Raw genomic sequence first — 22,094 nt, forward strand, 5'->3', positions numbered from 1 at the left:
AAAAATGTGGAAGAATTATTTTAAAACATCGCTAAGACAACTCTTAAAGAAGAAGTTGTATACCGGTATTAATGTAATCGGTCTGTCGATCGGTTTTTTGAGCCTAATGGCTATAAGTCTTTATATTTATCATCATTGGAGCTACGACCGCAACTTTGCAGATAAAGAACGAATTTTCCAGATAAGCCAGACTTTTGAAGTGGGGGGCAATTCCCAGGAGATTGCTAATACCCCAGCAATGTTGGCGAATATGATGCAAGATGATATTGCAGGAGTAGAGAAGACGGCACGTCTTTTCAATGTTGCTATGTTTGGTCCTACATTGATTAAAACGGATGGTGAAAATCAGTCGGAGTATAAATTCAGCTATGTGGATGAAAGTTTCTTTGAGCTTTTTAATCTGGAAGTATTGGCAGGAGATCCTGTTGCTGCACTTGCAAGTGGGGAGAAAATGGTTTTAACAGAATCAGCTGCTATCCGATATTATGGCAGCACCGATAAGGCTATGGGTGCGGATATTATTGTTGGTGATACTAAAACCTATGAGATTGGTGCTGTATTAGATGATTTACCCGATAATATTCATTTTGAATATGAATTTTTTGCCCCCTTTAAAATATTAAATGCGGCCAAAAATCCTGAATGGCAACCAAGTAATTATATCACTTATGTAAAGATTCATCAGGGAGTGAGTGAAGAGGAAACTCTTCAACAGATCAATGCTCGTACAAGTGAATTATTATCAGATATGATGGCCCAGTATCACTTTAAAGTCAGTTTCGGCCTTCATGCATTGACTGACCTCCACTTTGGAGAAGAGTTTTTAAGCGGTGCCAAACCTACTATTGATGTGCGCTATCTATATATTTTTGGTTTTGCTGCGCTATTGATCATCCTCATTGCTTCTATTAATTATATTAATTTAGCAACTGCTGAAAGTGGTGATAAGAATAAAGAAACAGGTATCCGAAAAGTAATGGGTGCCAGCCGTTCTCAGTTAATCAGAATGTATTTGGCAGAAGCTGGTTTATTAGTGACTATCAGTTTGTTGATAGCCTATATTCTGATGTATGCTTTATTTCCACAGTTCAAAACACTTTCCGGAATTAACACTGATGTTGATTTACTTTTATCATTTCCTTTTTTGACATTTTTCATCTTGATTGCCTTGATTGTTACATTGCTCTCAGGCTTTTATCCGTCCTGGATGATATCTGCATTGCAACCTGCACAATCTCTTAAATCGAAAGGTCTTAGTATAGGAAAAGGTGGCAATATGAGAAAGGTGCTGGTCGTATTTCAGTTTTTTGTTTCTATGTTTATGATTATTGCCACCGCAATTATATATTTCCAGTTGAATTTTATTCAAAATAAAAATCTTGGATATGATAAAGATATGGTGATTACCATGCCTTTGGATTATAAAATGCAAGATCAGGTATCTGCCTTAAAATCTGAATTGAAAAGAGAAGGGCTTGCTAAACATGTGGCGGTTACTTCAGACAATCCTGTGGTAATTAAAGCCGGATACAGAATTATTGAAGAAGGTAAAACGCAGGAATATGCTGTAAATATAAATGGCTTGGCTGGTGATTTTGACATGGCTAAAAGCCTGGGCCTGAATATAGTGGCAGGTAATGATTTGACCGAGCAGGATGACAATGGAACTGGGCCTGAAGCACATTATAGGATATTGATTAATGAAACAGCCGCCAATGAAATGGGATATACTCCGGAAGAAGCGATTCTAAAAAAAGTGGATTTTGGAGGAAGAAAATCTACTATTAAAGGAGTAGTTCAGGATTTTCATTTCAGTTCGCTACATGAGGAAATTAAACCTTTGGGGCTTTTTATAGAGCCGGAACAAGGAAACTATTTAGTGGCAAAACTACAAAATGGGGATGTTAAAAATACCTTGGCAGGAGTAGAGACTATTTGGAAAAAGCTGGTGCCTCACCGCCCTTTTGAATACCAGTTTTTGGACGATAAATATAATGCGCTTTATGAAGCCGAAACAAAAATCGGTCAGGTGTTTACCACCTTCTCTATAATTGCCATTTGCATAGCATGTTTGGGTCTATTTGGATTGGTTTCCTTTGTTGCGAATAAGCGTTCCAAGGAAATCAGCATCAGAAAAGTATTGGGAGCCAATTCTTTTGATGTCTTAAAACTGCTATCATTTGAATTTGTAAAGCTTTTGGTTTTATCTGCCATCATAGCCATAGGAGCAGGGGTTTACTTCAGCGATACCTGGTTGCAAAGTTTTGCCTATCGAACTGAATTACCGCTATGGATTTACATTGTTTCTGTGGTGCTGGTAATGGCTATTTCATTAATTACCATTTGGTATAAATCGCTAATGGCTGCCGGGCAAAACCCTGTTAATAATTTAAAGAGTGAATAAAAAGCCGTCTAAAGCCAACACTCATGATAAAAAACTACTTTAAAATCGCCTTAAGAAACCTTTCCAGAAACAAGAGTTTCACATTTCTTAACATAACTGGCCTGGTAGTTGGTATGGCTGGTGCTATGCTTATCAGTCTGTGGATTATGAGAGAGGTAAGTGTAGACAGATTCCATGAAAAAGGTGAGCAAATATATCAGGCCTGGAACAGAAATACCTTTGAAGGCGAAATTTGGTGCTGGAACCAGACCCCCAAACCATTAGCTCCCGTTCTTTATTCAGATTACCCTGAGGTGATTAATTACACGCGTCACTATTACCTTGGAAAATTTCTATTCAGTGTAGAAGAGAAGAACTTAAAACAAGAGGCCGCATTTGTTGATTCTACGTTTTTTCAAATGTTCAGTTTTCCCCTGATAGAGGGAAATCCAAATCAGGTTTTTGCTAACCCTCATTCAGTTGTAATTTCCGAATCTATGGCAACCCGATTATTTGGAAACCAGGACGCTGTAGGAAAGGTCATTACCACAGATGGGCATTTACCTTTGACCATTACCGGTATTATGCAAGATATCCCCGGTAATACGATATTTGAATTTGATGCACTTTTACCTTGGTCATTAATGGTTCAAATGGACTACTCAGATGATTATTGGGGGAATAATTCCATCCAGACATATGTTGAACTTGAGGAAAATGTCAATATCGCGTCACTTAATGACAAAGTGAAAACTGTCACTCAAGAGCATTCTATTGAAGACACCGAAGTTTTTTTATATCCACTGGAAGATCTTCATTTATATTCTGAGTTTGAAAATGGGATTCCGGTAGGTGGCAAAATAGATAATGTAAAGATGTTTGGGCTGATAGCTATCTTCATTCTTTTAATAGCATGTATCAATTTCATGAATTTAAGCACTTCCAGAAGCGAAAAGAGAGCTAAGGAGGTGGGGATTCGTAAAATTTCCGGAGCCAGAAGAGAGATGCTGATTGCTCAATTTATGATGGAATCAATAATACTGACCATGATCAGTGGTTTGCTGGCCATTCTGCTAGCGCAATTATTACTTCCAATTTTTAACAATATCATTGGGTTGGAATTAGCAGTTCCTTTTGAAAATATTTGGTTTTGGCTCTCGTTCGGAGGTTTTATTTTATTGACAGGACTACTTGCTGGCAGTTACCCGGCACTATTTCTATCATCCTTCAAACCCATTAAAGTGCTTAAAGGCACTTTTAAAAATTCAAAGTCCTTATTGGCACCAAGAAAAATCCTGGTAATTGTGCAGTTTACTTTTGCAATAATACTTATTGCTTCCACCATTATAGTAAGGCAGCAGATAGAACATGCCCAAAAGAGAGAAAAAGGCTATGACGATTCACAATTAATTTATTTGAGTTACGGAGAGCAAATGGCAAAAGCATTCCCTGCTTTCCGTGCTGAACTGACGCAAAATGATGCGGTTCATTCCATTACCAGAACCATGTCCCCAGTCACTGAGGGATGGAGCAATTCCTGGGGCATCACTTGGGATGGCAAAGATCCGGAATCGAAAATAACAATACACAGATTCGGTGTAGATCAGGATGCCGTGAGCACCCTTGGCTTGGAGCTTGTACAAGGAAGAGAAATTGATATCTCAAAATATGCCACTGATTCATTAGCTGTAGTCTTGAGTGAAGAAGCTGTGAAAGTGATGGGCTTTGATGAGCCAATTGGTCAAACTATTTATGATAATAATAAGGCCTGGCAAGTCGTGGGAGTAGTGAAAAATTTTATAAATGGTTCGCCTTTTTCAAAAGATCGACCTATGGTAATTGAAGGACCAGAAAGCTGGTTAGGTATTATCCATATTAAACTTAAAAAAGGTGTGCCGGTAAAAGAAAGCTTAGCAAAAGTGGGGGAAGCCTTTACTCTGCACTATCCTAATATTCCTTTCGAATACGAATTTATTGACGAATCTTTCGCTATGAACTTTGCCAATCAGAAAAGAATAGCCAATCTCACATCTATATTCTCGACACTTGCCATCATTATTTCTTGTTTAGGCCTGTTTGGCTTATCAGCGTATGCTGCAGAGCAAAGAAGCAAAGAAATTGGTATAAGAAAAGTGCTGGGAGCTTCAGTTGCCCGCATTTTAGTCTTGCTTTCCAGTGATTTTGTGAAATTAGTATTCATTGCGATCATCTTAGCCATTCCTATCTCATGGTGGCTGATGAGTGAATGGTTGTTAAATTTCTCATATCGCATCTCAATTTCAGTGTATGTTTTTATTGTAACAGCCATTTTGGCTCTAAGTATTGCTGTTTTAACAATAATAAGCCAAGCCTATAGAACGGCCAATATTAATCCGGTAAACTCCCTTAAAGACGAATAAACGTATTTATTTAATAATTGAAATCATGTGGAAAAACTATTTTAAAATCGCCTATAGAAACCTGTGGAAAAATAAAACTTATTCCACCATCAACATATTGGGACTTACCCTGGGCATCACTTGCAGCAGCTTGCTTTTTATGCTGGTGATTGATGAGTTTTCATTTGACGGTATGTATGATAAAAAAGACAGATTATACCGGCTTATTGAAGTAAATACAACAGCAGAAGAAACCAGGGAGTTTGGAATGGTGCCCGGTCCGACCGGAAAAACCTTGAGTGATGAGTATGCTGAAATAGAAAACTACACACGCTTATATAAATTTGGAGGTCAAATAGTTTTTCAGCACAATGAGGAGGCGTATCAGGAGCGGGATTATTATTTTGCTGAAGACAATTTCTTTGAACTTTTTAATCTGGAGTGGATTGCAGGAGATCCTGCCACGGCATTGCAAAAACCTTTTGCTGTGGTGATAGATGAAGAGTGGGCATTACGTTTGTTTGGCACTACAGAGGCTTTAGGGAAGACCTTGGATTCCGGTGGAGATACAGATTTTCTGGTGACGGGAGTCATTAAAAAACTACCTCAAAATTCCCACATTCAATATAAAATACTAGTAGGATTACCCACCGATTGGGATTTTTATAAGGAAATAGCCAATAGCTGGGATCGATATGGAGCCTATACTTATTTGTTGCTTCAGGAAAATGCCAAACCTGAAAGTATTCATCAAAAGATGAAAGGTTTTGTGGCAAATCATTTTGAAGATCCTCAACAACATGATTTTTACTTACAGCCCTTATCTGATATTCATTTTAATTCTGCAGGTATTGAATACGCCAGCGATACCAATAGAGGTCAAATCACCTATGCTTATATTTTTATGGCGATTGGTTTTTTTATGCTTTTAATAGCCTGTATTAACTACATGAATTTGGCCACTGCTAAATCATTGCATCGTGGAAAAGAAATTGGCATCAGAAAAGTATCAGGAGCTTTTAGGCATCAATTAGTTTCCCAGTTTTTGTCTGAATCAGTCTTATTCGCCTTCATAGCCTTGATACTGTCTGTATTTTTGGTGGATTTGTTACTGCCTTATTTCAATGAGCTGACTAATAAACAATTTGTTTTTAATGTAGAGACCTTTGGAAGCATCTTTTTCCTGATATTTTCTATCACTATTATTGTGGGGCTACTTTCCGGTAGCTATCCGGCTATATTGATGTCACGCTTAAAGCCAACCAGCATCCTGAAAGGAGCTATGAAAAGTAGCAAAAGCAGTGTGGTATTGAGGAAAGTATTGGTGAGTACACAATTCACCTTATCCATCATTATGATCATAGCCACCATAGTAGCTTACAGACAATTGAATTATGTTCAGAATGTTCCGCTAGGCTTTGAAAATGAGCAGATGTTGATAGTGGACATAAACAGTGGTGAAGTAAGGGAACGATTTGAAACAATAAAATCGGAATTTGCCAATTCTCCTTATGTGGAAGGTGTGGCAGTATCTTCAAGGGTGCCTGGTGAGTGGAAGTCCATACAGGAAGTTTATACCAAGAATTTTGGAAGTGCTGATTCGATGAAAATGAACTATATAGGTTTTGATGCTGATATGATCAACTTATATAAAATGCAATTGATAGAAGGTGAAAATTTTACAGGAAATAACAAAACAGATTCCCTGCATATTATCATTAATGAAACGGCCGCTCAAATCTTAAATCTTGACGATCCTATTGGTAAATTTCTGGAACTTAGTGATGATGGTATTAGCCAGCAATTACAAATTGCAGGAGTAGTAAAGGATTTCAATTTTCAATCATTACACAATAAAGTGGGGCCTATGATATTGGGCTATCGTGCCAATGCATTTCAAAGTATCGATTATTTCTCATTAAAATTTAATGCTGAACATACCGAAGAAGTACTTGCTCATGCTGAGGAAGTGCACAAAATTTTTGATACCCGTTCTTCAATGGAATACCATTTTCTGGATGAACAATGGGCTGCATTTTATAAAGAAGATAGGAGGGTAAGTAATGTGTTTGCGATTGGTGGGGGAGTAACCATCTTCATTGCCTGTTTAGGTTTATTTGGCCTGGCTTCTTTTGTTATTCAACAGCGCACCAAGGAAATCGGTATCCGCAAAGTATTAGGGGCTGAGGTGACAACTATTGTAGGCTTACTTTCCAAAGACTTCTTAAAACTGATATTGATTTCGATTTTAATTGCAGTACCTATTTCCTGGTATGCTATGGATAAATGGCTACAGGATTTTGCCTATAGAGTAGATGTAAGTTGGTGGATATTCGCAGGCTCCGGACTAATAGTTATGGTATTTGCTTTGTTTACCATCAGTTTCCAGTCCTTAAAAGTTGCTTATACGAACCCCGTAGATTCATTAAAAAGAGAATAATCAATAACCTACTTGATATAAAACCCAAAGCTATGTGGAAAAACTATCTTAAAATCGCTTTTAGAAATCTCATTAAAAACAAGTTATACACGGGAATTAACCTCTTCGGGCTTTCCGTAGGTTTGGGAGTGAGCATTCTTATCCTGTTGTTTATTCAATATGAAAACTCATTTGATCAATTTCATGAAAATGAAGAGCGTATAGGCAGGGTTTTGTGGGTTGGAGAAGATGAAGATGGTACTTTGAGCCAGACCGCATCTGCACCTATGGCTGTACCTCATGCATTGAAAGAGAATTTTGAGGAAGTATTGGGTACAACCCATTTTGTTGATACTGAGAATCTCACCAAAATTGAGGGTGGTGAAACAGCTTTGCTTCAATCTGCTTCCATTGTAGGAGAAGACTTCTTGAAGATATTCTCTTTTCCTATTATCAAGGGAGATCCTAACCCAATAGCTGGAAAAAATACAATTGCCATAACAGCCTCTACAGCTACTAAATATTTTGGTAAAGAGGAAGCAATAGGGAAGATATTACTGATCCAGTTGGGGCCTGAATACCAGCCGTATAAGGTACGCGACATCTTGAAAGACCCTCCTAAAAAATCCAGCATTCAATTTGAAATATTAATGTCTGAACAAAACCTGTCAGCTTTTATAGAGGAAAGACAGCTGGAAAACTGGGAGATCACTTATGGAGAAAGTTATGTGAGTATGAAAGAGGGGTATACCCTTGCCAGTTTAGAAGAAAAAGTGCCTTCACTCATAAAAAGTGCTATAGGACAAGAGGATTTTGAAGAAGAGTATTATGACCTGGATTTTCAACCTATCGAGTCTGTTCATTTGAATCCTGAAGTGACAGGAGGAATTCTTGAAACCACAGACCCCCAGCTTCTGTGGATACTGTTCAGTGTTTCCATCATGATTCTCCTGATTGCCTGTATTAATTTTACTACCATGGCCATAGGAAGATCGGCCACCAGGGCAAAGGAAGTTGGCGTGAGAAAGACCATGGGTGCGGCATATAAGCAATTATTCGGGCAATTTATGACTGAATCATTCATCATTACTATCCTCTCAACATTATTGGGAGTACTTCTTGCTCAATTGCTGTTGCCGGTTTTTAATAGTTTGTTCGAAAAATCATTGGTCATAGCATTTGAGCCAGTGCAAATATTGATTGTTTGTGCGCTCATGTTGCTAATCACCTTTATTGCAGGTGCTTATCCTGCATTGTTTTTGTCCAATCTTCGTCCTATTCAGGTGCTGAAAGGAAATTTACAGATGAACTTTGGTAAGCAAAACCTAAGAAAAGGATTAGTAGGTCTGCAGTTTTTCATTTCATTATTTCTGATTGCCTGTACTTTAATCATGTACAAGCAAATGCAACAAATCAACCAGTACGATTTGGGCTTTACAAAGGACAATATTATAGAGGTAAAAATACCGCCAGTACCTTCCGAAAATTTTATAACAGCACTTGAAAATAGCTTTAAAAAGGGCGAAAGATTTAAACTGGCCATAAAAAGGAGGAAAGAAGTAGAGAATGCAGGTTTGGCCATCAGTACCTATGGAAATAATAGTTGGTGGAATGCGGGATTTGCTGATAGTGACGGAAATATGTTCTACTACCGCCTTAATTTTATTGATACACATTATGCAGAGGTATTAGGACTCCAATTTGAGCAAGGTCGTAATCTGTCAGAAAAATTCCCATCAGACAGTTCTGCTTTTATTATTAACGAAGCATTTGTGCATGCTTCTAAGATGGAGAACCCTTTGCAGGATCAGGTAGGACCAGCGGGTAAATATAATGACCATCGAATTATAGGGGTGGTAAAGGACTTCCATCATGCATCCTTATACAGTAAAATTGAACCAGTGATGATGACAATGAATCCTGAATTGGCACTTTCAGGCATTAATTCTCTTAATATACCTGGATCATTAGGCCCAACATTGCTGGTAAAATCCAGCTCAGATGATTTTCAGACCCTGATTAGTGTGCTTAAAGAGGAATGGACACAATTATACCCTTCAGAACCATTTGAGTATAGTTTCTTTGATGAATCCATTCAAAAACAATATCAGGCAGATGAGCGATTGGGGAAATTGGTAGGGCTGTCTGCCATAATAGCTGTAATTATTGCAGCTCTGGGGCTATTTGCTCTGGCTTCATTGTCAATTACCGGGCGAATGAAAGAGATAGGAATCCGAAAAGTGATGGGAGCTTCGGCTTATAACATCTCCTTAATGTTCAATAAGGAATTTCTGAAAATTACTTTAATAGGCATTATTCTGGCTATGCCTTTTAGCTATTGGTTGATGAATAAATGGCTGGAACAGTTTGAAATAAAATCTACTCCAGGTGCAGGCATTTTTATTATTACAGTAACGATTGGAGTATTTTTCACCATTTTCATTGTGTCCTTACAAACAGTAAAGGCAAGTTTAATGAACCCGGTGAAGAGTTTGAAGGAGGAATGAAATTAGGAGTTACAAGCTAAATCCTAACTCAAATATTTTCAATGTAACATCAGAAATTATGTTAAAAAACTATATCAAAATCGCCTGGAGGAATCTCCTTAAAAATAAAGTTTACTCATTCATCAATATTTCCGGATTGGGAATAGGCATTGCATGTTGCTTTATGATTTTCATGTACGTACAGGATGAACTTTCCTATGATCAATACCATGAAAAAAAGGATCGGATTTACCGTGTCCTGCATGGATTTAATGAATCATCCGAATCTGATAATGTAAAACCGGATTATTATGAAGTATGGGGAAATGCCCCTGTAGGGCAGGCCCTGGCTAGTGATTTTCAGGAGATTGAGAAGGTAGTTCAATTCTCCGGAAGGGCAGATATTTTATTGAGAAATGGTGAAAAGATGTTTCAGGAAGATGGTATATTCTTTATGGATTCCACCGTTTTTGATGTGTTTAGCTGGAAATTAATAAAAGGAGATCCGCAAAAAGCTTTAGTAGCACCTTATAGCATTGTGTTGACTGAAACAACAGCCAAAAAGTACTTTGGTGATGAAGACCCAATGGGTAAAACTCTGGATGGAGATCCTTCGGGAGGCAGATCTAACAAAGGAATATATACTGTTACAGGAGTAATGGAAGATGTACCGGAGAACTCTCATTTTAAGTTTAATACTTTACTTTCTATGAGTACATTTTATCAGTCAAGACCAGGTGTATTTGATCAATGGGGTTATGTCGATTTTTACACTTACTTTCTTGTAAATGACCAATTCAATCCTGAAGACTTTGAGCAAAGAATCCCCGATTTTCTGGAAAGAAGAGTAGGGGACACACGTCCTGGCTATACTATAAGCATTGAATCCTTAAATGACACTTATCTTGGTTCTACAGCCTTGAGGCAGCCGGGAGAGCTTGGAAGCATGTCCAATATCTACATTTTCTCAATCATTGGCTTATTTATTTTGGTTATTGCCATTATCAATTTCATGAATCTATCTACAGCTCGCTCTATGGAAAGAGGCAAGGAAGTAGGTATTAGAAAAACCATAGGAGCTGACAGAAAAGGCTTGATATTTCAATTCCTGGGAGAATCACTCATTATCGTTGTTATTGCTTCTGTGCTTGCATCGATCTTAGTCACCATTATGTTGCCTTTCATGGCAGATTTAACTGCAAAATCCTTTGACATAAGCATGTTCATTTCATGGGGAATGTTTCCTGTTTTTCTTGGTATTATTCTTTTGATAGGATTAATAGCAGGCTCATACCCTTCTTTTGTTTTATCCAGCTTCAAGCCGGCAGCCATTTTAAAAGGAACGAGCCTTAAAGAAGTCGGAGGAGTTTCCTTAAGGAAAGGATTAGTGATTTTTCAATTCACTTTATCTATTATTCTTATCTCCGGTACCATCATAGTGTACACCCAGATGGAGCATATTTTGGAGAAAAACCTCGGTTTTGATCAGGAAAGGATGTTGGTGCTGGATTATAATTATGATGTGGAAGTCAATAAAAAATTGGATAACCTCAAAAATGAGATGGAAGCCATTCCTTCAGTGCTCTCAATGGCTGCTGCCAGGAGTGTACCCGGAAGTTATTTCCCTAAAGCTGGTACTACTATAGAAACTGAAAGTGGGGAATTAAGAGAAGAGATTCAGCCTATTTTTCAGGTAGATGTAGATTTTATTCCGCAAATGGGGCTTGAATTGGTTGAAGGAAGAGGATATTCCCGTGATTTTCCCTCAGATTTAGATAATGCTTTGGTAGTTAATGAATCAGCCGCAAGACAATATGGCTATTCAAATCCGGCAGACATTGTAGGTAAGAAGTTCTCTCAATGGGGAAAAGAAGGACAAGTGATTGGAGTAGTAAAAGATTTCAATTATGAATCCCTTCATAAAAAAATTGAGCCCCTTACCTTAATGCTGGAACGTTTCGCCAGCAGGTTTATAATTTTAAAAGTCAATTCCGATGATTTACCAGCCACCATTGCTTCTGTTGAGTCCGTATGGGAATCCATTGCACCACATCGTCCTTTTCTTTACAGTTTTTTGGATGATGATTTCAATAAGCAGTACATAGCTGATTTTAGATTCAAAAAGCTATTTACCGTTTTTTCAATATTGGCGATTCTTATTTCATGCCTGGGTTTATTAGGTTTGGCCACTTATACGGCTGAAACCAGAACAAAAGAAATTGGCATTCGCAAAGTGTTGGGAGCAGGTGTGTCCAATATCGTGGGTTTACTTTCAAAAGATTTTATCAAACTGGTATTGGTTGCTATTGTTATAGCTACGCCTATTTCCTGGCATGCCATGAACCTCTGGCTGGAAGATTTTGCCTTCAGGGTAAATGTAAATTGGTGGACCTATGCCACAGCAGGTTTACTGGCAATAATAGTGGCATTGTTAACAATAAGTTTTCAATCTATAAAGGCAGCTTTAATGAATCCTGTTAAGTCTTTAAAAAATGAGTAGATTCTAATCATATATCATCATGTTAAAAAACTATCTAAAAATCGCCTGGAGAAACCTGAGAAAGCATAAGCTTTACTCGGCTATCAACATTGTAGGACTTTCTGTTGGAGTTGCCTGTTCCTTAATGATTGCACTATATGTACTGCATGAAATGAGTTATGATAATTTTCATAAAAATGCTGATAACATATATAGACTCAACAGGGATATAAAGGTAGGTGAAAATTATTACCATTTTGCGATATCTCCGGCACCCGTAGCTTCTTTTCTGAAAGAAGAAATACCTGAAGTAACTAAGGCAGTTAGGTTAAGGACTGTCGGTTCTTTTCTGGTAAAGCGGCCCGAGATGAGCCAAAGCTTTAAGGAAACCAAATTGATCTGTGCAGATTCCGGTTTTTTTGATCTGTTTAGCTTTCAATTACTGAAGGGAAATCCATCTCAACAGCTTAAAGAGCCTAACACGATAGTTTTAAGCCAAAAAATGGCTGATAAATATTTCCTCGATGAAAATCCACTTAATAAATCATTGGTTTTAGATGGTGATGAAACCTACAAGATTACGGGTGTATTTGAAAATATGCCGGAGAATTCGCATATCAAGTATGATTTTCTCATTTCTATGTCCTCCATACCAGACCAGGCTAGTAATAGTAGCTGGACTAGTAATAATTTTTTCACTTATTATGAATTACGAGATGATGCTAACCTTCAAAATGTTATAGATAAGATCAACCAGAAATCTGATGCTGAACTAGCCATTATACTTAATACCATGATGAATGGAAAAACCCTGGAGGAGTTTAAAGCCGAGGGAGGTACTATGGATTTCTTTATGCAGCCACTAAAAGATGTTTATCTACAATCTGATTTTACATTCGATATCGGAACAATGGGTAATCAAAATTATGTAATCCTTTTCGGGCTAATAGCTGTTTTCATTATTATTTTGGCTAGTATCAATTTTATGAATCTTTCTACAGCTCGCTCTGCCAACAGAGGTAAAGAGGTGGGTGTACGGAAAGTACTGGGATCGTATCGCTCCAATTTAGTAGGTCAGTTCCTTACGGAATCCATGCTGTTGAGCGTTTTCTCCTTCGCTGTAGGACTATTTTTAGTAGTGCTCTTATTGCCCTACTTTAATGATCTCACAGATAAACACCTGGTATTACCTCTAAGTAGCCCTGCTTTTATCGTCACAATGTTACTGTCTTCTTTAATGGTAGGTGTATTGGCCGGATTATATCCATCCTTTTATTTAAGTGCTTTTAACCCGATAGAAACTTTAAAAGGAAGGCTATCTACTGGTTCAGGGAATAGTACTATCAGAAGTGGATTGGTGGTTTTTCAATTTTTTATCAGCATACTTTTAATTATTGGAACGGTAGCAATTTACAAGCAATTGCAATTCATTCAGAATAGAAATATTGGGTTTGAAAAAGATCAGGTAATCCTTTTAAATGATCCTTACATGCTGGGAGATAAAACTGCGGCATTTAAGGAAGAAGTTAAGAAACTTCCCAATGTAGTTTCTGCAAGTTATAGTGGCTTTATACCCGTCAGTGGGTATAATAGAAGTGATAATACTTATTGGCCGGTAGGGCAGGAGGCCTCTGACAATAATTTAGTGGGCATCCAAATGTGGAGAGTGGATCCTGATTATGTTAGTACCATGGGAATGAAAATAACTGAAGGCAGGGATTTTAATAAGGAAATAGCCTCTGACTCTTCCGGTGTTATCCTGAATGAAAGGGCATTTGAAATGTTTGGTTTCAAAAAGGGTGAAAATAATGCTATTCAGACTAATGCCTTTGACCAGTCCAACAATCTTATAGAGGGACAATTTGAGCAGCATAAAGTTTTAGGTGTGGTGGAAGATTTCAATTTTGAATCTATGAAGGAAAATATCGGACCACTGGCTTTATTTATGGGAAGGAGTACTTCTTCTCTAGTAATCAAACTACAATCAGATGAAATTGCTTCTACACTTGCTAACATTGAAGCTAAGTGGAATGAATTTGATGCCAGCTTGCCCTTTAGCTATACTTTTTTAGATGAAGAATTTGCCAACATGTATAAAGCGGAGCTTAAATTGGCTCAGGTATTTACCATTTTTGCCGGTCTGGCAATCTTTATTGGCTGTTTAGGCTTGTTTGCTTTGGCTTCCTTTATGGCTGAGCAGCGCGCTAAGGAAATTGGAATCAGGAAGGTACTGGGAGCTTCTGTTAATGGCATTGTACTTTTACTTTCCAAACAATTTTCAAGGTTGGTCATTTTGGCCTTTTTAATGGCTGTACCCTTGGCTTGGTGGGGCATATCAAAATGGCTTGAAGGTTATAACTACAAAATAAATATTGGCTGGGAATTATTTGCAATAGCGGGCATTTCAGCCTTTTTAATTGCATGGCTTACAGTGGCTTATCATTCTATAAAAGCTGCCATTAGCAATCCGGTAGATTCACTAAAAAATGAGTAGATTCTAATCGTATTATCATGCTTAAAAACTATATAAAAATCTTTTTCAGGCAGCTTTTTAAAAACAAAGCCTATTCGTTCATCAATATTGGTGGACTGGCCATTGGTATAGCTGCAGCTCTGCTGATTATGTTATACGTGCAATTTGAGCAAAGTTATGATGCTGATTTAACACAGTCCGATCAGTTATATCGGCTTAATTTAAGTTCAACATCCGAAGGTGAACTCATGGAGCAAAGTGCCAGAACTTCACCGGCTATGGGGCAGTTGGCGCTAGATGAAATCCCGGCAGTTGAAGCTTTTAGCAGAGTGGTGATTATGGGAGAAGTAATTGCAGGGAGCGGAGAAGATTTTATTCGTGAGGAGCATATTTTTCTAACAGATAGCAATTATTTTGATTTTTTTGATTTAGAAATTACACAAGGCAGTATTGAGCAAATGAACCTGCCGTTGAAGGCTATGCTTTCTGAAAATACTGCTCAAAAAATATTTGGTAATGAAGATCCTAGCGGGAAAGTACTAGAGATCAACAGCACTAATTTTGATGGAACTGTCGAGTTTGAAGTCGCGGGTGTTTTTGAATCTGTGCCGGAGAATAGGCATCTAAAACCACAGATCCTTGTTTCTTATGCCACTTTACATCATTTCATTGGGAAACAAATTGATCAGTCATATGAGTGGTTGAACTTATATACCTACCTAAAAATAAATAGCGAAAACAAAATTAGTGGGGTTGAAAATCAGGTGAATGAGGCCTTACAATTGCGCCATGGTGAAGCTCTGAAGAGTGCAGGCACGCAATGGAATCTTGAGTTGCAAGCTGTTGACCAAATCCATACCAGCACAAAGTATGCTGGTGAATATAATGCAGGAATTGATGGAGGGAAGTTGAAATATTTTATTTGGATTGGGGCTTTTGTATTACTGATGGTTTACCTTAATAGTGTAAATATTACCAATGCACGGGCACTGAACCGGGCCAGAGAAATCGGTGTACGAAAAGTAACAGGAGGAAATAAGAAGCAATTATTTCTGCAGTTTATGCTGGAGTCGTCACTAATTAATTTAATAGCGGTTTCAATTGCTGCATTTCTCATCAATCTTAGCGGTAATTTCATTGTAGAGGTGCTTAGCCTCAATTTACCTGATTCTGCTTTTACATTCAATCAATTGTATCTACATCTGTTAGTCCTATGGATTTTCGGGACATTGATTTCCGGCATTTACCCGGCTGCTGTACTTACTTCTTTTTCGCCATCGGCAGTGCTGAAGGGAACGCTCACTTTTAAACTTAAAAATACTTTTGCCAGACCGCTGTTAATTTCTCAACTGATTTTTTGCCTGGTAATACTTTCAGGAATTCTCACAGTTTATTATCAGCTAAACCATATGAGGGAACAAGAATTAGGTATTTCCCTGAATGATAAACTGGTGGTGCGTTCTCCCATGCTGTTTGTGGAGGGAAGTGGAAATTACCAGGAGCAAATGAACAATGAATTAACTAAAATTGATGGGGTAAAATCAGTAGCTGCAACCAATGAAATTCCAGGCAATGAAGTTTATTGGCGAACTGATAATGTGTATGTGGAGGGAAAGGATAAAAGTGGTTCTATGTATAGTATTCTAAATGTAGGAAAAAATTACTTTGAGACTTTTAAAATTCAGTTGCAAGCCGGAAGGTATTTTAATGAAGAACTTGAAGAAGGTTCGGAAGCTATCATTAACAAAAAAGCACTGGAAACATTAGGTTTTGAGAAACCGGAGGATGTGATTGGAGAACAACTTTTTAGTAATGGTAACGCGGTGCCCATTGTAGGAGTTGTGGAGAATTACAGGCAGCAGGGAGTAAATAATCAGTTGAATCCAATGGTACTGAACTACTCATCGGGTGACCTCAACTATTACATTCTGGATATCAATAAAGGAGAAACTGAGAGGGTTCTTCCTAAAATATCCAGAACATTTAATGAACTGTTTCCTGCATCACCCTTCGAGTATTATTTTCTGGATGAACATTTCGACAAGCAATATAAAAGTGAACGACAATTTGTACAGTTATTTAGCCTGGCTGCAATTATTGCGGTAATTATAGCTATAATGGGTATTGTGGGTGTCACTACTCAACTGATTATACAACGAAATAAGGAAATCAGTATCCGTAAAATTATGGGGGCTTCATTTGCTGATGTTCTAGCCTTGGTTTCTCGCGAATACTTGGTTTGGCTGAGTATCTGTTTTGTTGTGGGGATTCCATTGTCCTATTATTTATTTTCTAATTGGCTAGATAATTTTTTAATCAGAATTGAACTTGGTTGGTGGTTTTATTTAATCCCGGCTATCATTATTGCAGTCATATTTATATCGTCAACACTTATTCAAACATTGAAAGCAGCCTGGATGAACCCGGTAGAAACCTTAAAAGATGAATAAGGCTAAATTATTAATCATATATCCTGTATCTAACATATAGAGTCATGTTAATCAATTATTTAAAAATCGCCCTGCGTAATATCAAGCGACACAGCCTGCGCTCTTTTATTCATGTGATAGGCTTATCTATAGGAATAGCCGCCTGTTTTGTCATTTATAATTTGGTGGCCTATGAGTATGGTTTCGATACTTTTCATACTGAAAAGGAAAAAATCAATCGCATTACAACGGTAACAGGTAATGGGGAAGAAAACTATCCTAATCCGGGCACACCCATTCCATTAGCAGAGGCTGTCCGGAATGAGATGAAATCTGCAGAGGCAGTAACCCAAATTTACACTTCCTACAGATGGCTGGTAGAATCAGCTGATAAAAAGGATAACTTTGGATTAACCAACAAGGCAGTATTTACAGATCCTGAATACTTTGATTTTTTTGAATATGAATGGCTGGCAGGTAGTCCTGCTACTTTGAAAGAAGCACACACTGTGGTGCTCACTCAAAGTACAGCTCAAAAATATTTTGGAGATACCTCTCCAAATAGTGTGATTGGAAAAGAACTAATATATACTGATACCATTCGGGCAACAGTAACCGGAATAGTAGCTGATTTAAAGGAACAAACGGATTTGATATTTACTGATTTTCTATCCTATGCTACCATATTGAACAACCAGCATATCAGAAAGAGCAGAAATGTGGACTCATGGAACACTGTGAATTCATCGTCACAAATTTTTGTAAAGATAGACTCCAAAAAAACAGCCATGGCAAAAGAAGAATTATTGGCTATTACTGATAAATATATTGAGAAGGAAGGTAATTGGACTACCAATTTTAATCTTGAGCCTTTTAGCGAATTACATTTTGAAGGGAATTTTTCAAACTATAGTGCTGACAAATCTAAATTGAATGGTCTGATCGCAATAGCATTTTTCATTCTGGTGATAGCTTGCATTAATTTCATCAACTTAGAAACAGCTCAATCAAAATTGAGGGCAAAAGAAGTAGCTGTAAGAAAAACGCTCGGTAGTTCCAGAAAACAATTGGTATGGCAGTTTTTGACAGAAACTTATCTCTTGATTTTTACTGCCATCATTCTCTCAATATTTATTAGTGAACTTTCTATCATTTATTTCAAAGAAGTACTGCCGGAAGGCTTTAACTATAGCTATTTTTCTGTAGAAAACCTGCTTTTCCTTTTAGGACTTTCATTGATCGTCCTATTATTGTCGGGCTTTTACCCAGCTTCCGTTTTATCGGGTTTTTCGCCCATAAAAGCATTAAGAAGTACACAATCTAGCGGCAGAAGGTTTAACTTTCAATACTTCCTACGCAAAAACCTGATAGTATTTCAATTTGCATCTTCTATTGCATTTATCATTGTTGTATTAGGGATCAGTGCACAAATTAATTATTTAATGAAGAAGGATGTCGGCTTTAATAAAGAAGCAGTAGTACATATCAACACACCCTTTAAAGATACACTTTCTAAAACCGAGATATTAAAGTCCAAATTGGAATCAATTTCTGGAGTGAAAACAGTGTCTTTAAGTAGCGATATTCTTATTTCTTCTTCCTTGTGGACCACTTCGGTAGATTATGAGGTTAACGGACAGAAGGAAGAAATTAATATTCAATCAAAAATAGGCGATACTTCTTATTTAGGGCTTTATGAAGTACCGCTATTAGCCGGAAGAAACTATACTACTGATGAAACTGAAATAGTAGTAAATGAGGCGACATTAGAAAGACTCGGGATTTTAAATCATGAGGAGGCATTAGGAAAAAGTGTTATCTATGACAGTTTAAACCTCAATATTGTAGGTGTAATTCCTGATATTCATACTCAATCGATGTATGCTGCTATTCGACCTATGATGATGGGGTATGACAAAAGAAATTTATTCACAGTAAATGTAAAATTGGCTTCCATGGTAGATATTACACAAACGATGGAGGAAATGAAAAGCACCTATCAACAGGTTTACCCAAATGAAACCTATGAATTTCAGTTTTTGGATGAAACAGTGGAAAGTTTTTATAAAAGTGAAGTTCGTTTAAGAAAGGTCTTATTTTTTGCCACAGCAATTGCTATTTTAATCAGTTGTTTGGGATTATTTGGCTTGGCTTCTTTTACTATTGCACAACGCACAAAGGAAATTAGCATACGAAAGGTGCTAGGGGCTTCCATTAGCAGTATTTTAGTTTTAATCTCTAAAGAATATGCCTTACTCATTGGTATTTCCTTTATTGTGGCCATTTATCCGGCCTGGTTTTTCATGTCAGAGTGGCTCAATGGTTTTCAATTTAAGATGAATACACCTGTCAGCATATATCTACTTTCAGGGCTTATAGCTTTTATATTAAGCATTGGAATAGTAGCCTTGCACTCCTTAAAAGCTGCGAATAGCAATCCTGCAGAGGTATTGAAGGATGAATAAAATCTTTAACTATCAGTCATTATGCTATTAAACTACCTAAAAATCGCCCTGCGCAATATCAAGCGCCACAGCTTACGCTCATTTATTCATGTCATAGGCTTATCTATTGGCATAGCTGCCTGTTTCGTCATTTATAATTTGGTGGCCTATGAATATGGGTTCGATACTTTCCATCCTGAAAAGGAAAAAATACACAGGGTAATCAGTGTTTCTGGCAATGCACAAGAGCAATGGCCTAATTCCGGTACTCATTTTCCTTTGGCAGAAGCAGTAAGAAATGAATTACCTATGGCCACGGAAGTGAACCATTTTTATACTTCCAATGCAGTACTTGTAAGTTCAGCCGATAAAGAAAAAAATTATGGAAGGCAAGATGGGATTATCTATGCAGATTCCTCTTATTTTCAAATGTTTTCTTATCACTGGTTGAGTGGCAATAAGCTGAATGCTTTAAAGAACATGAATTCGGTAGTACTTACTGAAAAGGCTATGCAGAAATATTTTGGAAATATTTCGCCTGCAGAAGCATTGGGGAAGGAACTTATCTTTGCAGACACTATTCCGGCTACTGTTACAGGAGTGGTAGCTGATTTTAAGGAAAGTAGCGACTTCACTTTTACGGAATTTATTTCAATGGCTACTATTTTAAACAAAGAAAAAATTCGTGAAAGCATTTATGTAGACAGCTGGGACAATGTCACCTCTTCCTCCCAACTATTCATAAAAATAGACCCAAATGACTTAGAGGAATCAGAAGAAGCACTATTGGCAATTAAGAATAAATATATTGAACAGGAAGGTGATCGGTATACTACCTTCTCTTTGGAACCTTTAAGTGAACTCCACTTTGGCCAAACCTACAGTACTAAAGCAGCCAATAAATTGGTGATAAAAGGACTAATTGCTATTGGTTTTTTCATTCTTTTTATTGCCTGTGTCAATTTCATCAATTTAGAAACAGCACAAGCCAAATTGAGGGCTAAAGAGGTAGGCGTAAGAAAAACTTTAGGCAGCAATAGAAAACAATTGGTAGCACAATTTCTAACAGAAACCTTTTTAATTATACTTTTAGCCATAATAATAGCCATATTTATTAGTGAACTAGGCATAGCTTATTTTAAGGAACTTCTTCCGGAAGGCCTCAGCTTTGTTTATTGGTCCATCAATAATTTAATTTTCCTCTCATTACTTTCTGTTGCCATCTTGCTGCTCTCCGGGTTTTATCCGGCTTTATTATTATCCGGTTATTCTCCCATAAGAGCTTTAAAAGGAGTCAGGAATTACAAAAGAGGCTTTGATTTTCAGTATTTTCTTCGAAAAAACCTTACAGTGCTTCAATTCACTTTTTCCATTGCCTTTATCATAGTAGTGATGGCCGTAAGCGGGCAAATAGAATATTTGATGAAGAAGGATGTTGGCTTTAATAAAGAAGCGGTTACGTATATTTATACTGCTTTTGATCCTGCTGACAAGCAAAATGCAGTTTTACGAGATGAGCTGAAGAAGCTTTCTTTCGTGGAAGAAGTGAGCCTTAGTAGTGATATGTTAATTTCTCAATCATTATGGACTTCTACAGTTACATTGGCGGAAGATAGCAGTAAAACTGAAATGAGCATTCAGGTAAAATCTGCTGATACTTCTTACCTCAGTTTATATGATGTGCCTTTATTGGCAGGCAGAAATTACAGGATTGGTTCCCAAGAAACTGTTATAAATGAGATTGCTGCTACGAAGTTGGGGTTTGAAAATCCTGAGGATGCCATTGGGCAATTCCTTAGTTATGGTGATGAGCAAGAATTGCTTATAGTGGGCATTATCAAAAATGTCCACACTCAATCGATGTATGCTGCCATCAGGCCCATGATGATCAATCCTGAGACTGTTCGTCTTTTTACCACCAATGTGAAATTAAAACCCAATATTGATCTGGTTGCAGCTAAGGAACAAATGCAGGCAAGCTATCATGCCATTTACCCTAATGAAAGTCATGAATTTAAGTTTCTGGATGAGACGGTAGAAAATTTCTATCAGTCTGAGTTAAGGATGAAGCGTGTATTAGGCTTTGCCACTGCCTTGGCTATCTTAATCAGTTGTTTAGGTCTTTTCGGATTATCTTCTTTTACCATTGCACAGCGCACGAAAGAAATTAGCATCCGGAAAGTACTGGGCGCTTCTTTGTCCAATATCCTGGTTCTGATTACAAAAGAGTATGCTCTTTTAATCACCATTGCTTTTTTATTGTCCATATTTCCGGCATGGTATTTCCTGAGTAATTGGTTGAATAGTTTTCAGTACCGTATGGAATTGTCAGCATTCACTTTTATAGTGGCTGGCTTCATAGCCTTTATTTTAAGCATTGGTATAGTAGCCTTGCACTCTCTAAAAGCAGCGAATAGCAATCCTGCGGAGGTATTGAAGGATGAATAGGCGATATTTTAATGAAATAATGCAATAGTTTTTATTGTATTATTTCGGCTCCTCATGAATGCCTGTATTTGTGTCTTCACAAATGCTTTTGGTACAGATTTAATGGGGATATTGCCTTTCTTACAGTTGAACACTCGATTGTGGAGACACAATCG

General features: G+C 37.4%; 9 protein-coding genes. All 9 read left to right on the plus strand.

What is annotated here, in order from left to right; all coding sequences use genetic code 11:
- Positions 1 to 4: 4 nt before the first annotated feature.
- Genes JKA74_RS15035 through JKA74_RS15075 form a run of 9 tightly spaced genes read left to right on the plus strand, consistent with a single transcriptional unit; the run spans position 5 to position 21,939 of the window.
- Complete coding sequence (locus JKA74_RS15035) at positions 5 to 2,404, plus strand: FtsX-like permease family protein (RefSeq protein WP_201432035.1); 2,400 nt, start codon at positions 5 to 7, stop codon at positions 2,402 to 2,404.
- A 23-nt stretch (positions 2,405 to 2,427) separates the two neighbouring features.
- Positions 2,428 to 4,782 (plus strand): ABC transporter permease, encoded by a 2,355-nt coding sequence (locus tag JKA74_RS15040; RefSeq protein ID WP_201432036.1) that lies wholly within the window; start codon positions 2,428 to 2,430, stop codon positions 4,780 to 4,782.
- Between the two features lie 25 nt (positions 4,783 to 4,807).
- A complete protein-coding gene (locus tag JKA74_RS15045) occupies positions 4,808 to 7,201 on the plus strand; it encodes an ABC transporter permease (protein ID WP_201432037.1) in 2,394 nt (797 codons plus the stop codon).
- 32 nt (positions 7,202 to 7,233) lie between these two features.
- Positions 7,234 to 9,687, plus strand: coding sequence for an ABC transporter permease (locus tag JKA74_RS15050; protein ID WP_201432038.1), 2,454 nt, complete (start codon positions 7,234 to 7,236; stop codon positions 9,685 to 9,687).
- A 58-nt stretch (positions 9,688 to 9,745) separates the two neighbouring features.
- Positions 9,746 to 12,166 (plus strand): ABC transporter permease, encoded by a 2,421-nt coding sequence (locus JKA74_RS15055; RefSeq protein ID WP_201432039.1) that lies wholly within the window; start codon positions 9,746 to 9,748, stop codon positions 12,164 to 12,166.
- Positions 12,167 to 12,185: 19 nt separating this feature from the next.
- The gene (locus JKA74_RS15060) at positions 12,186 to 14,639 is read left to right on the plus strand and encodes an ABC transporter permease (RefSeq protein WP_201432040.1); all 2,454 of its coding nucleotides are present in this window, start codon (positions 12,186 to 12,188) and stop codon (positions 14,637 to 14,639) included.
- A 17-nt stretch (positions 14,640 to 14,656) separates the two neighbouring features.
- Entirely contained in the window at positions 14,657 to 17,068 is a 2,412-nt protein-coding gene (locus tag JKA74_RS15065; RefSeq protein WP_201432041.1) for an ABC transporter permease, read from the plus strand.
- A gap of 44 nt (positions 17,069 to 17,112) precedes the next feature.
- On the plus strand, positions 17,113 to 19,512 hold the full coding sequence (locus JKA74_RS15070) for an ABC transporter permease (RefSeq protein WP_201432042.1): 2,400 nt from the start codon (positions 17,113 to 17,115) through the stop codon (positions 19,510 to 19,512).
- Positions 19,513 to 19,533: 21 nt separating this feature from the next.
- On the plus strand, positions 19,534 to 21,939 hold the full coding sequence (locus JKA74_RS15075; RefSeq protein ID WP_201432043.1) for an ABC transporter permease: 2,406 nt from the start codon (positions 19,534 to 19,536) through the stop codon (positions 21,937 to 21,939).
- Positions 21,940 to 22,094: the final 155 nt, after the last annotated feature.

Source organism: Marivirga aurantiaca, from assembly GCF_016679925.1.
Classification (GTDB): Bacteria; Bacteroidota; Bacteroidia; order Cytophagales; family Cyclobacteriaceae; genus Marivirga; species Marivirga aurantiaca.